Source organism: Anaeromicrobium sp. (genome assembly GCF_025210435.1).
Lineage (GTDB): Bacteria > Bacillota > Clostridia > Peptostreptococcales > Thermotaleaceae > Anaeromicrobium.
This window is the reverse complement of sequence record NZ_JAOART010000056.1, coordinates 37295-50087: the sequence shown is the minus strand read 5'-3', so window position 1 is coordinate 50087 and position 12793 is coordinate 37295. Positions and strand designations below refer to the sequence as shown.

The 12793-nt window shown below is 31.6% G+C and carries 11 protein-coding genes and 2 pseudogenes; 2 read left to right on the top strand and 11 right to left on the bottom strand.

Going from position 1 to position 12793, the window contains the following annotated elements:
* The 10 genes and pseudogenes from N4A57_RS06900 to N4A57_RS06860 form a co-directional block, all read right to left on the bottom strand.
* Positions 1 to 109, bottom strand: a 109-nt coding sequence (locus N4A57_RS06900) for a group II intron maturase-specific domain-containing protein (protein WP_293657090.1), incomplete at its 3' end; no start/stop codon positions are given.
* Positions 110 to 250: 141 nt separating this feature from the next.
* Positions 251 to 898 (bottom strand): annotated as a pseudogene (locus tag N4A57_RS06895) (reverse transcriptase domain-containing protein); the annotation flags it as partial.
* A 670-nt stretch (positions 899 to 1568) separates the two neighbouring features.
* Positions 1569 to 1907 (bottom strand): annotated as a pseudogene (locus N4A57_RS18515) (reverse transcriptase domain-containing protein); the annotation flags it as partial.
* 5 nt (positions 1908 to 1912) lie between these two features.
* Positions 1913 to 2422, bottom strand: a complete 510-nt coding sequence (locus N4A57_RS18510) for a hypothetical protein (protein ID WP_330671476.1) — start codon at positions 2420 to 2422, stop codon at positions 1913 to 1915.
* 501 nt (positions 2423 to 2923) lie between these two features.
* Positions 2924 to 3835 carry a UTP--glucose-1-phosphate uridylyltransferase GalU gene (gene galU / locus N4A57_RS06885; protein WP_293657089.1) on the bottom strand — a complete coding sequence of 304 codons (912 nt, stop codon included), beginning with the start codon at positions 3833 to 3835 and terminating at the stop codon, positions 2924 to 2926.
* A 16-nt stretch (positions 3836 to 3851) separates the two neighbouring features.
* Positions 3852 to 5267 (bottom strand): sugar transferase, encoded by a 1416-nt coding sequence (locus N4A57_RS06880; protein ID WP_293657087.1) that lies wholly within the window; start codon positions 5265 to 5267, stop codon positions 3852 to 3854.
* A 15-nt stretch (positions 5268 to 5282) separates the two neighbouring features.
* Complete coding sequence (locus N4A57_RS06875; RefSeq protein ID WP_293657085.1) at positions 5283 to 6206, bottom strand: SDR family oxidoreductase; 924 nt, start codon at positions 6204 to 6206, stop codon at positions 5283 to 5285.
* Positions 6203 to 8074: a polysaccharide biosynthesis protein gene (locus N4A57_RS06870; RefSeq protein WP_293657083.1), complete on the bottom strand. Its 1872-nt coding sequence runs from the start codon at positions 8072 to 8074 to the stop codon at positions 6203 to 6205. Before N4A57_RS06870 ends, N4A57_RS06875 begins: the two co-directional genes overlap by 4 nt.
* 422 nt (positions 8075 to 8496) lie before the next feature.
* Positions 8497 to 9324 (bottom strand): XrtA system polysaccharide deacetylase, encoded by an 828-nt coding sequence (locus N4A57_RS06865; RefSeq protein WP_293657082.1) that lies wholly within the window; start codon positions 9322 to 9324, stop codon positions 8497 to 8499.
* A complete protein-coding gene (locus tag N4A57_RS06860) occupies positions 9321 to 10112 on the bottom strand; it encodes a formyltransferase family protein (protein WP_293657081.1) in 792 nt (263 codons plus the stop codon). The genes N4A57_RS06865 and N4A57_RS06860 overlap by 4 nt, the downstream gene beginning before the upstream one ends.
* A gap of 304 nt (positions 10113 to 10416) precedes the next feature.
* Here N4A57_RS06860 and N4A57_RS06855 point away from each other — a divergent pair, with 304 nt between their 5' ends.
* Positions 10417 to 10977, top strand: coding sequence for an IS110 family transposase (locus N4A57_RS06855; protein ID WP_330671475.1), 561 nt, complete (start codon positions 10417 to 10419; stop codon positions 10975 to 10977).
* 273 nt (positions 10978 to 11250) lie between these two features.
* The gene (locus N4A57_RS06850) at positions 11251 to 11898 is read left to right on the top strand and encodes a transposase (protein ID WP_330671474.1); all 648 of its coding nucleotides are present in this window, start codon (positions 11251 to 11253) and stop codon (positions 11896 to 11898) included.
* A 119-nt stretch (positions 11899 to 12017) separates the two neighbouring features.
* Here the strand turns inward: N4A57_RS06850 and N4A57_RS06845 are convergent, their stop codons facing one another.
* Positions 12018 to 12776, bottom strand: coding sequence for a glycosyltransferase family 2 protein (locus tag N4A57_RS06845; RefSeq protein ID WP_293657080.1), 759 nt, complete (start codon positions 12774 to 12776; stop codon positions 12018 to 12020).
* Between the last annotated feature and the right edge of the window lie 17 nt (positions 12777 to 12793).

Below are 12793 nucleotides of genomic sequence, written 5' to 3'. Positions count from 1 at the left end.
TATAATAATTAATCCATCCCTGTATCTTCTTATTGAACATATTTGCTATATCCAATAGATCTTTATCTACTTTTAATTGAAGTCTCCATCTTCTTACTTCTTTACGGATTGCTTTCTTTGCTTTCTCAGATATTGCTGGGACAAAGTTTGTGAAAAACTTTCCATATTTATTCTTTGAACCCCTTGGTTTGAATGTATATCCTAGAAAATCAAAGGATATATTAGAATAATTTCCTTTTCGGTCATCATCTTTACAATAAACTATCCTTGTTTTCTCTAAATTTAATTCTAATCCAAATTGCTCAAATCTTTTCTGAAGTCTTCTTTGTAGATACTTCGCCTGTTTTAATGATACACAATGGGTTACTCCATCATCAGCATATCTTGCCCAAGGTATTGTTGGAAATTCTTTTACCATAAAATCATCAAATACATAATGTAGAAACAGATTTGCAAGAACTGGACTAATAACACCCCCTTGCGGGGTTCCAGATGTTCTTGGTACTATCGTACCATCTTCCATTTTAAATGGCGTAGTCAACTACCTTTGAATATATAAAATAACCCAGTCTTCTTTGGTGTGCCTTTTCACCATTTTCATTAAATAGTCATGCCTCATATTATCAAACAACCCTTTAATATCAAACTCTAGTACCCAGTCTTTCCTCCAACATCTTGTTCTTGTCTTTTCTATTGCTTGTATTGTTGATTTATTTAGTCTATATCCATAAGAATCTTCATAAAACATAGACTCTACTGATGGTTCGAAGTATAGCTTTGCCACCATCTGTGCAATCCTATCTTCAACAGTAGGAATACCTAATATTCTAGTTCCACCATTCTTCTTTGGAATTGCTACAGCCTTTACTGGTTTAGGAAAATAACTTCCTAATGACATTCTGTTCCAGATTTTGTATAGGTTATTCTTTAAGTTCTTCTTAAAATCTTCTATAGATTGTTCATCAACTCCATAAGTTCCCTTATTTGCTTTCACTCTCTCATAAGCCAATTTTACGGCTCTTTTTGAGATATTAAACGGCTTTGTTTCTCCCATAAGTTCCTCCTCTTTTCAAAGTTGACCTATCTTTGAAACCAGATAATCCTTGTTCTTCGCTCCATTCCCATTACAGGAACTTCTTCGCTACTACAACAAAGTCTGCCCCCATGACTGCATCGGTACTCTTTTCTTACGGTTCTTCCACTTGAAATACTCCCTTAGCATCAGTCCGTGGGTTCCCACGTTCCATACAGACGCCTGTATTAAGTTCATGCCACCTTTATGCCGCCCACCGCCTAGACAGTAAACAGGTTTCCTCTAGACTTGTCCCAGATTAACGACAACCCCCTGGTTTTGATGGAATCTCTACGCTTTCGACATTTCCGTAAGTGGTTCACTTGCTCATTCATCTCCTTAACACACACCTGACAGTTTATTACTGCCTTTTCCTTAACGCTCAATACCATAGTTTTTGACTACAGCACCTTAAGGTGGTTTGAAACCTCCACCTGTATGGCGATTTCAGTGGGTCTTCCACCATCATCTGTACAGCATAGCTGTCTTCAAGTAGCTACGCTACTTGGACACGCCTTCGTGGCGCACAATCGTCTGCATACCTTACGAAACGCAGACCCCTAGTTCCTAATTCTTTATCTAGTTCATTTAGCATTATGTTGCTAAGGAGTGGTGAGAGGTTGCCACCCTGCGGTACGCCCTGTGGGCTTTTAACTACAACACCATTTCTCATAACTCCTGCTTGTAGATATTTTCTAATTAAACTTATTACCCTAATATCTTTTACTTTCTTATATATCAATCCTATTAATTTATCATGGTTCACTGTATCAAAGTATGATTTAAGGTCTATATCTACCACACATTTGTAACCATTATTGATATATTCTTTACTTTTCTTTAAAGCATCATGACATCCCTTATTAGAACGAAATCCGTAGCTATATTCAGAAAAGTCATCTCAAATATTGGGCTTAGAATTTGGCTAATTGCTTGTTGAATTACTCTATCAACTACTGTTGGTATACCAAGTTTTCTAATTTTACCATTATCCTTTGGTATTTCTACTCTTCGCACAGGTTTAGGGATATATATCCCATCCAGTATGAATTGTCTCAAGTTTGCACCATAGGTTTGTAAATATTTTAGAAGTTCATCTATTATTAATTTATCAACCCCATGGCTTCCTTTATTTTTCTTGACTCTCTTAAATGCTCTATTTAAATTATCTCTATCAAGAATTCTTTCTAACAACATACTGTCATATGCATTTTCGCCGTTTTGTTTCCTATCTGACGTCAAAGAAACACTCTGCACTTTCCCATTACCATCAAGATCCACTTTACTCTCCTGAGAATAGCCTTCCTTATGAAGTTGTCTGCTTTTAACATATTTCCTTGTGTCTTTCAATTCTTCAAAACCTCCTATTGTTCAGTCCTTCCTAGTGAATCTATAGCTTCACTAGTACTATGACCTCTGCTGACTTCTGATAGTTCAGCTATACATCACTGTACAGGTTGTTAATTCAAAGTTCATTTCCTCAACATATCTATCAGACCTCCCCAGGTAAGGACGTAATCTTTCATTCCGTATATCTGCCACATTTACTGTAATAGCTTTCGGGTGATACGGACTTCGTTTTGTATAGCAAACTCATCCAACTATAGTCAGCCTTATATGTGATTCGTGTTCCTCAGACCAGAATTTTGTCATCCGACTTCCTTCAGATTCCACCTCGCGGTGGACACCCTTGTCATTGACTAACACCTATATCACCTTCGGTGCTCGGGACTTTCACCCTGTAGATTACGCCCATGCTGGGCACACTATAAAAAAACATTCTCCCATATATGTAAGAATGTTTTTTAATCATCTGTCACAGTCCTGTTAAACCTAATCTATTACCATATTTTATTCTTTCTCCACTGCCACTTGTCTTATACGCTCTCCTAATTCAGTATCTCTCATAAGCTTTCCTAAATAATCTATAAAGTCATCTCTTAAATCTTCACGCTTTAGGGCAAACTCAATAGTTGCTTCTAAGAATCCTAATTTATTTCCTACATCATATCTTTTACCAGTAAAGGTATATGCATACATGGCTTGTCTTTCTGCTAAGGTCTTTAAAGCGTCCGTAAGCTGTATTTCTCCGCCTTTACCCTCTTTAGTATTTTCTAATATATGAAATATTTCAGGATTTATAATATATCTTCCTAAAATGGCCACATTAGTTGGAGCTTTATCTACATCGGGTTTTTCTACTAGATCTTTAACCTTATATACTCCATTTTCGATAAATTTTCCATCTACTATACCATATTTAGATACATCTTCTTTTTTCACCTCTTGTACTCCAAGTACAGTAGTTTTGTATTCATCGTATACATCTATCATTTGACTTAAACAAGGAGTTTCTGCATCTACTATATCATCACCAAGTAGTACAGCAAAAGGCTCATTTCCTATGAAAGACTTAGCACAATGGATAGCATGTCCAAGGCCTTTTGGCTCCTTTTGACGGATATAGTGGATGTTTACCATATCAGATATACTTCTTACTTGATCTAGCATTTCCTTTTTATTTTTCTTTTCTAGTTCTAATTCCAATTCTATTGATTTGTCGAAGTGATCTTCTATAGATTTTTTGTTACGACCTGTTATTATTAGTATTTCTTCTATTCCAGAAGCTACTGCTTCTTCTATTATGTATTGAAGTGTTGGTTTATCTACTATAGGTAACATTTCTTTTGGTTGTGCTTTAGTAGCTGGTAGAAACCTAGTTCCAAGTCCTGCTGCTGGTATTATGGCTTTACGTACTTTCATAATAGTTCCTCCTAATCTAAGCTTTTTCCATCCTAGTTACTCCAATTTCTTCATATACCTCATAATTTAACTTGTTTAACATTTCCTCTATACTCTTTTCCTCTTGAACGCCTTGGGAACTTGCCTTCATAAACATGATTTTTATAGTTTGAAATATTATCTTTAAATCTGATATGAAAGAATAGTTCCTAATATATAATAAATCAAATCTTAATTTATCCTCTGGAGTAGTAGTATACTTTCCTAATACTTGAGCTAATCCTGTTACTCCTGCTTTTACCGATGTTCTATATTCAAAGTCTGGTATATCTTCTTTAAACTGCTCTATGAAAAATTCTCTCTCTGGACGTGGTCCTACTATACTCATATCACCCCTTAATACATTAAACAACTGAGGTAATTCATCTATCCTAGTAGCTCTGTATATTCTCCCCATGGGAGTTATTCTAGGATCTCTATCAGTTGCAAGGACAGGACCTGTTTTCTTTTCCGCATCCACTATCATACTTCTGAATTTATGTACTTTGAATTTTCGATTACCTCTAGTAACTCTTTCTTGTGAAAATAAAGCTGGACCTCTATCATATAACCTAATAGATACATATGCCATAATCATTAAAGGAGAACTAAGAATTATACCTATTAAAGATATCGCTATATCAAATAATCTTTTGCTAATCCTTTGTTCAATAGTTAAGTTTAGATTCTCTATACAAAAGGCTGGTACATCATCAAATTGAGTTAACTTTGCATTAAATAAACTTATCTCGTATAACTCAGGAATTATATATACTGTTTTATTCAAATTGGCACTATAGGATATTATTTTAGCCTTTTCCTCACTACTAATATCAGTTCCTATACATATGGCATCTATTTCATCCATAGAATCTTTAATATTATCTACTGAATCAGTTATAAACTTTATGATATATCTACTTCCATTAGTCATTATTATCTTCTTTAAAAGTTCTTCACTTTTTTCATCTTTACATATTACAGCCATTCTCATAGGTTGGTGGAATACATAGTATAATTTAAACGATACATATTTCCATACACAAAGATAGAAAAATTGAAGTAAAAAGCCTATTAAAAATATACTTCTTGGGAAGTGAAAACCTCTATTAAAGTATGCGAGGGCCATAGATGTAATTATTACAAATACTAAAGATAAAAAAGTTGAATACACAGTTTCTATATAGGATTTTTCCCCACACTTAAAAACCCCATATACATAGAAGAATATTATGGCCGTTAAGGATATTAAAGGAATTATCTCTATATATGGTTCTATATGACCTGTTATTCCACCCTTTTCAAATCTCAATATGAAGGCCATATAAAAGCCTAAATTAACTAATGCTATATCTATTATAGCTTGTACTATATGAAATAATTTACTTTCTTTTTTTAATGTTTTTTCCATCATATAACTTTCTCCTATTTACAAAGCTTTCTTACTATTATAATATTCTATAGTTCTTTTTAGGCCTTCTTCCAAGGAAAACCTCGGTTCCCATCCTAATGTATTAATTGCTTTACTATTATCTAATGAACTGTGTTTTATATCACCTTTTCTACTTTCTCCATACAAGGGATCTAAATCAATTTTCTCAATTTCCTTCATTTTATCATATAGTTCATTTAAATCAACCTTTGTATTTGTGCTAATATTATATATTCCATTTTTTTTAGATTCCATAGCCTTTAAATTAGCTTCTGCCACATCTTCCACATATATATAATCTCGTGTTTGTTTGCCGTCTCCAAATATGGTAGGTTGCTGCTTTTCTATAACTTTATCTACAAATATGGATATTACTCCACCTTCTCCTTTTGGATCTTGTCTTATGCCATATACATTAGAATATCTTAGTATAGTATATTTTAAATTATGTAATTCACTATACACTTTTATATAGTGTTCTGGAGTATGTTTTGATATTCCATAGTAAGAAATAGGTTCTACTTTATGTTCTTCGTCTACTGGTAAATACTCTGGTACACCGTATACGGCAGCAGATGACGGATATATTATTTTCTCAACATTATGTTTTACACAATTTTCTAATACATTTATAGTTCCAATTATGTTCACATCCCCATCAAAAGCTGGCTGTTGAATAGACTTTTGAACGTCTATTTGAGCTGCATTATGTATAACATAATTTGGCTTTTCTTTTTCAAATACTTCATGAAGTTTATTATCTCTTATATCCATTTCATATAGTTTTACTTTTTTATTTAAATTATTTAAATTACCTGTAGATAAATTATCTATTACACATACTTTATATCCCTTATCTACAAGCTTATCAACTATATGTGAACCAATAAATCCTGCTCCTCCCGTTATTAATACTTTCATGCAGACTCCCCCTTTTTGTCACACTGAAAATTATATTCAGGAACTATATTTTTTAACATACTTTTTATTTCATTCTTATCTTTATCTAATACATATTTCAACTTACTAATTTTTAACTTTAATGTATCATAATTAATAAAACTTGGTTTCTCTATATATATTTTATCATTTTCTGTCTTATACGAATCATTTCCATTTATTAACAATTCTTCAAATAACTTTTCTCCAGGCCTTAATCCTGTATATACTATTTTTATATCCTTGTCCGGTTCAAATCCAGATAAAGTAATTAAATTTCTGGCTAAATCATCTATTTTTACAGGTTGTCCCATATCTAATATGAATATTTCTCCACCTTGAGCTAGGCTAGCACACTCCATAACCAATCCTACAGCCTCAGGTATAGTCATAAAATACCTTATTATATCTGGATGAGTAACAGTTACAGGTCCACCTTTTTCAATTTGCCTTTTGAATAAAGGGATAACACTTCCCCTACTACATAATACATTGCCAAAACGAACTGCCACATAGTCTGTATTAGATTCATTATTATATGCTTGTACTATCATCTCACAAATGCGCTTACTAGTTCCCATTACATTAGTAGGATTTACTGCCTTATCTGATGATATTAATATAAACTTTTCTACTTTGTATTTGTCACTATTTTTCACAAGATTTAATGTTCCAAATACGTTATTTTTAATAGCTTCTTCTGGTGCAATCTCCATTAAAGGTACATGCTTATGAGCTGCTGCGTGAAATACTATTTGTGGTTTATATTTATTAAATACATACTCCAGCTTTTTATTGTCACGAACAGAACCTACTATACACTCATAATTCATCTTATTATTATAACTTGATAGTTCGTACTCTACATCATATAGATTGTTTTCATTGATATCTAGTATTATCAATTTTTTAGGGTTATATTTAATTATCTGACGGCAAAGCTCTGAACCTATAGATCCCCCTCCACCAGTAACGAGTATTATTTTATCCTTAATATGAGCTAAAACTTTCTCCCTATCCATTTGGATATTCTCTCTTCCTAGTAAATCACTTACTTCTACCCTTCTAATTCTTTCTATTAAAATCTGTCTCATATCTCCTTTGCATTCTCGTAATTCGTGAATATTAGGAAGTATCTTTAAGTTACATTTTGTCTCTCTACATATATCTATAATTTTGCTTATTTCACTATTTTTGCCTGATGGTATGGCTATAATAATTTCATCTATTTTCATATTTTCTGCATAGGATACTATATCTTTACGAGTTCCTATTACAGGAACTCCAGCTATCTTCCTTCCCTTTTTCATTAAGTCATCATCTATGAAACAGACTGTTTTTATCCCCAAATCTTGATTATTTTTGAACTGTTGCAATAATATATTCCCAGCTTCTCCTGCCCCGATAATCATAGCTCTTTTTCTTATGCTCTTTAGAGATGGCCGAATTATATAATATAGATTGATTCTCTGAAAAATTTTTGTGTTAAAACGACTTATGCCAAATAAGAATATATCTATAAAAAAGGTTATGACATATATACTTCTTGGCACCTTTAATTGTGCTAAATATATTACTATAATAATAAATCCATTACTAATACTAACAGCCATAAATAAATTCATTAACTCATCTATTCCTGCATATTTCCATATACTTTTATATAATCCAAAATAGTAGTATAACATAATTTTACCTGCAGTTATAAAAAGTGACATATGCAAAAAAACTTTAAAATAGTCAAAGGTTAATTTTGTTCCAAATCTTAAATAATACGCCATCATGATTGAACCATTAATAAGTATCATATCTATCAATAATACTAAAATAATATTGAATTTTTTGTGCATATTATTCCTCTTTTCATCTAACGATCTAGTTTATTATATTCTAATATGATTTTTTAAAATTATAATCAATGCAAAGTAATTTAAGCAATGACATAGTATTTAATTAAATACTTGGTGCTCTCTACCACAATATCTACATTACTTTATTTACTTAATTTTTACAATAGATACAAATATTTTTCCAATAAATGTCCAAAACAAACACACTTAATCTATTTAGGTTCATAATTTATGTTCATAACATAATCTTTATTCTTTAATAAATTTTTATTATTACTATATCCTCCTGCACTACATAACCGATAGCCGTTCCTGATTTAGTTAATATAAATTTATATTAACTAAATCAAGAAAGACCATCATTAAATGGTATTAAAATCACAAAAAATAACAAGCAAATTTTTTTACAATAAAGTCGTTATTTAAAGAATATGGTCTTTTATTCTTCCAAACTTAAAATCAGTCAAAAGCCCTTCTAATTTTTTTTCTGTTTGTTCTAATCCATAATAGTGCCTAAATCTATAAGAAGGTCTTATATTATCTACAGTCGGTTGGTCTGCATCAATTTCCCAAGGATGGCAGTAAAAAACTCCACCATCATTTTGTCTAATTGATCTCTTAAATCCTCTTTTGAATATTCCATATGGTATTAGTCTAAAATAACCGCCCCCACCCCAAGGTAGTTTCTTTCCCAATACACTATTAGTCGATATACATATCTCTTTAATTCCATTATCTAATTCCTTTATAGCTCCACCTCCATTTAAATTTATATTTAATTTAGAATATCTATCATGTCCAGAAACTAAAAACATGCTAGAATCATATAGAAAACCTTCCTCTTTTAGTACATCTAAAGACCATTCGGTTATGGAAAAACTTGGTGCCCTATATCCATAGATTCTATCATTTATTATATTTTCAAGTATATCTTTAGATTTTTTTAAATCATTTGTAAATTCTTGTTTAGATAAATTATATACAAGTTGATGTCCATAACCATGAGAAGCCACTTCATGTCCTCTTTTATATATTTCTAATACTAAATCTGGAACCCTCTCAGCTATCCAACCCAAGATGAAAAAAGTAGCTTTAGTATTTGTCTTATCTAATAATTTTAATATTCTATTTGTACTATTTTTTACTCTAAGTTTGTTTTTTTCCCAATCATCTACTAATATAACTTCCTTTAGATTCTCAACTTGAAACCAATCTTCTACATCTACCGTAAAAAAATTTTTGATAATCATAATAATCTTTTTCCTTTCTTTTTAAACTCATAAACATCTTTCTTTGTAGGAAATGTATAATATGACCCTTCCACATCAGGTAATGATTTCATTTTAATTGTTCCTTTTTCATATTTTAATAATACTTCCCATAAGGTATCTGCAGAATTATATTTTGTCTTTCTTATCAAATCATCTAATGTCATATCCTCAGTTATTTTAGTTTCATTTTGATATATTATATCGCCTTTGTCTAACGTCTCTACCATCTGATGAATTGTCAATATACTACATTTTTCATCATTATACATTTGCCAAAAATTAGGAAGCATTCCTCGATAATATGGTAAGGGTGCATTATGCATGTTAATACATCCATATTGGGGAGTATTTAATATTTCCTTTTTAAAGATTTGAGATGCCGAAACAGATACTATTAAATCTATCTCCTCTTTCTCCACAAAATCAATAAATTCTTTACTATTTACATCTTTATAATTAAGTAGAGAAACTCCTCTGCTTTTTACAAAATACTCTACTGAAAAATTACTTTTTCTTAAGCCTTTAAAATATAGTATATTGTTTAATTTACTCAATCCATATCTATAGGATTGTTTTAAAAAGTCTATTGGTCCATAAAAGTTCCACATTTTTTTTGCCAAACCTAAAATTGATTTTTCCCCTATTGGTTCTTGAATTATTAATCCCTTAATATGTATATTGAAATCTTCTACATATACATCCATAAATCTTTCAAAAAAAATAGGTATGTAAAATGGATCTTCTTGAGTTACTATAAGTATATTCATAATTATAATCCATTCCTTTCGCTTCGCTCTAGGCACAAAACGTAATGAAATGCCTTGGCTTCGAGCTAATTTTTTATTATTCTATAGTCATAGGGATAATAGTTAACTACAAATCACGGGGAGGTGAGTGGGCTGCTCCAATTGTGGAGTAACCGCATAATTATATGTGTAGATTGTCTTTCCAAGCACAAATAAGTGTGACTTTGAGCACGCAGACTTATCTTTGTATAAACATTACTCGTTTATTGCTGGACAATCAGTCAATGCTATCTATCCCTGTAATTCTTTGAAAGGAGTTTCCCCTATGGCTTTAAAAATTGTCTATCAAATCTGTTGTGGCATTGATGTCCACAAAACCTTTGTTGTTGCTTGCATTGCTTCTACCAACAACAAGGGAGTTACTACTTACAAACGCCATCGCTTTTCTATCTATACCAATGGGTTGAGACAGCTGTCACAGTGGCTTTGTGAAAACAACTGTAAGGATGTGTGTATGGAATCTACCGGCAAATACCGGATTCCTGTGTTTAACGTACTTGAAGATTCCTGCAACATTACTCTTGCCCATCCTAAATATGTTAAGGCTATCCGTGGCAAAAAGACTGATAAAAAAGATGCCAAATGGATTGCCAATTTATTTAAACATGACCTTGTAGCTGGAAGTTTTATGCCTCCACTTGCTATAAGACAGCTTCGTGACCTAATGCGTTATAGGTTTAAACTTACAAACTTTATGTCAAGTGAGAAAAATCGTCTTCAAAACTCTTTAACTGTGTCTAATATCCAGCTTGGTAGTGTTGTTTCCGATACCTTTGGCAAAAGCTCCATGAAAATCATTGACAAGCTTTTGGATAATCCTTTATAGATTTCTTGATTTTAAATTTGTTTTATGCAGTAACTTGCCTATAAGGGAAAATATATTGAAAATCTTTGGAATTGAGGAACGTCACAACATCCTATGCTACTCCAACATGACACATGAACCTATATCCGAAGATTCACACTTTCGCTTGTGACAAGGACTTCAATGGAAAAGATTTTCAATATATTTTCCTGAAATAGGCCCGCATAAAGCAAGTTTATACACCAGAAATCTATAGATACTTCCTTTGACATCGAACCTTTAATTCACGGTTCTATGAAAAATAAACTTCCTGAACTAGAACTAGCCATTGACGGTTTTATTACACCACAGCAAGCTCAAAAATTAAAGGTTATTAAACAGCACTATGAAGATCTTCAATTTCGTAAAACTGACCTCGAAAAAATTATTCTTTCTCTTGCCGAGTCCTACTCCGAAGAAATCAATTTAATCTTAACTGTTCCGTCCTTTAAAAACATCTTTTCCGCCATTACAGTGATTTCAGAAATAGGCGTTAACATGGACGTGTTCCCGACAGCTAAGCATTTGTGTTCTTGGGCAGGACTTACACCTACTAATAACGAAAGTGCCGGCAAGAAGAACTCAGTAAGGATTTCAAAAGCTGGTTGCTACATTAAACCACTTCTTGTTCAGTGTGCAACTGCTGTGGTTAAAAGCGAAAAGCATCCTCAAATCCGTAACCGCTATTTAAAACTCAAAAAGCGTCGTGGTCACAAACGTGCAATCATTGCAATTTCCCGAATGCTTTTAACAGCCATCTATCATATCCTTAAGAAAAAGGAACCTTATAATGCTGATCTGTATAAGAAATCTGATATTCCAGTAAGCCGTGAAATCACGGTAGATCAGGCGATTTTGCTAGTTAAACGATATGGTTATTCAATCAAAACTAATATTGTATAATATTTTTTAAAATTTACTTAACATAATTTTAAGAAAGTCATCATTAGATGGCTTGTTTACCATGCTCTTTTATTTAGTTATAACTTTTATCCTATATTTCAGACTTCACCTCTGTATATTTATAATCTTTTTCTAATAGCATTAATACAATAAAAAATAAATACATAAGTAGATTTAATAAATGATAGTTTTTCAACATTCCTATATATATTCCAAGTTCTTTTTAAAGCCTTTAATTTATTACTGGATAAAGAATTATTTACTATCCTATATTTACCCAAATGTATATTTATTCCATATGCATAAAAACCTTTTTTCAATATTGAAAGCCAAGTTGCAAAGTCTTGCCCTTTTCTAACTAGAGGCATTCTAAAATCTCCGACTTTATCTTTATCTATCATAACTGTAAAACAATGAATTATAGTATTCTTTAATAGTTCTTCATAATTAATCTTCTTAGGTACTCTTACAACCTTATTTAATTCTTTTCCATCTTCATCTATAAAAGAATATGACGTAAATGAAAAAGCTATATTATTTTCTAACATGAATTTCAACTGTGTTTCTAATTTATTGTATTCCCACAAGTCATCACTATCCAAAAATGCTATAAACCTTCCTTTAGCCTTTTCTATTGCCGTATTTCGTGCTATAGCAGCACCTGAATTTTTTTCTAATTTAATGTATTTTATTCTATGATCTTTCTCCATTATATCTCTAATTATTCTTTCAGAATTATCAATTGAACAATCATCGACTACTATCATCTCCCAATTTGTATAAGTTTGTTTCTGTACATATTGAATAGTTTTTTTTAGAAACCTTTCTGAATTATATACAGGTGTTATTATTGATATTAAAATACTACTGTTATCCATTTTTATCTCCCTTTTTA

Excerpts from the sequence above, each read along its gene's own strand:
- N4A57_RS06855 (WP_330671475.1), top strand. The coding sequence starts at position 10,417 with ATGGCTTTAAAAATTGTCTATCAAATCTGTTGTGGCATTGATGTCCAC.
- N4A57_RS06875 (WP_293657085.1), bottom strand. The coding sequence starts at position 6,206 with ATGAAAGTATTAATAACGGGAGGAGCAGGATTTATTGGTTCACATATA.
- N4A57_RS06865 (WP_293657082.1), bottom strand. The coding sequence starts at position 9,324 with ATGATTATCAAAAATTTTTTTACGGTAGATGTAGAAGATTGGTTTCAA.
- N4A57_RS06880 (WP_293657087.1), bottom strand. The coding sequence starts at position 5,267 with ATGATGGAAAAAACATTAAAAAAAGAAAGTAAATTATTTCATATAGTA.
- galU (WP_293657089.1), bottom strand. The coding sequence starts at position 3,835 with ATGAAAGTACGTAAAGCCATAATACCAGCAGCAGGACTTGGAACTAGG.
- N4A57_RS06870 (WP_293657083.1), bottom strand. The coding sequence starts at position 8,074 with ATGCACAAAAAATTCAATATTATTTTAGTATTATTGATAGATATGATA.
- N4A57_RS06845 (WP_293657080.1), bottom strand. The coding sequence starts at position 12,776 with ATGGATAACAGTAGTATTTTAATATCAATAATAACACCTGTATATAAT.
- N4A57_RS06850 (WP_330671474.1), top strand. The coding sequence starts at position 11,251 with ATGAAAAATAAACTTCCTGAACTAGAACTAGCCATTGACGGTTTTATT.
- N4A57_RS06860 (WP_293657081.1), bottom strand. The coding sequence starts at position 10,112 with ATGAATATACTTATAGTAACTCAAGAAGATCCATTTTACATACCTATT.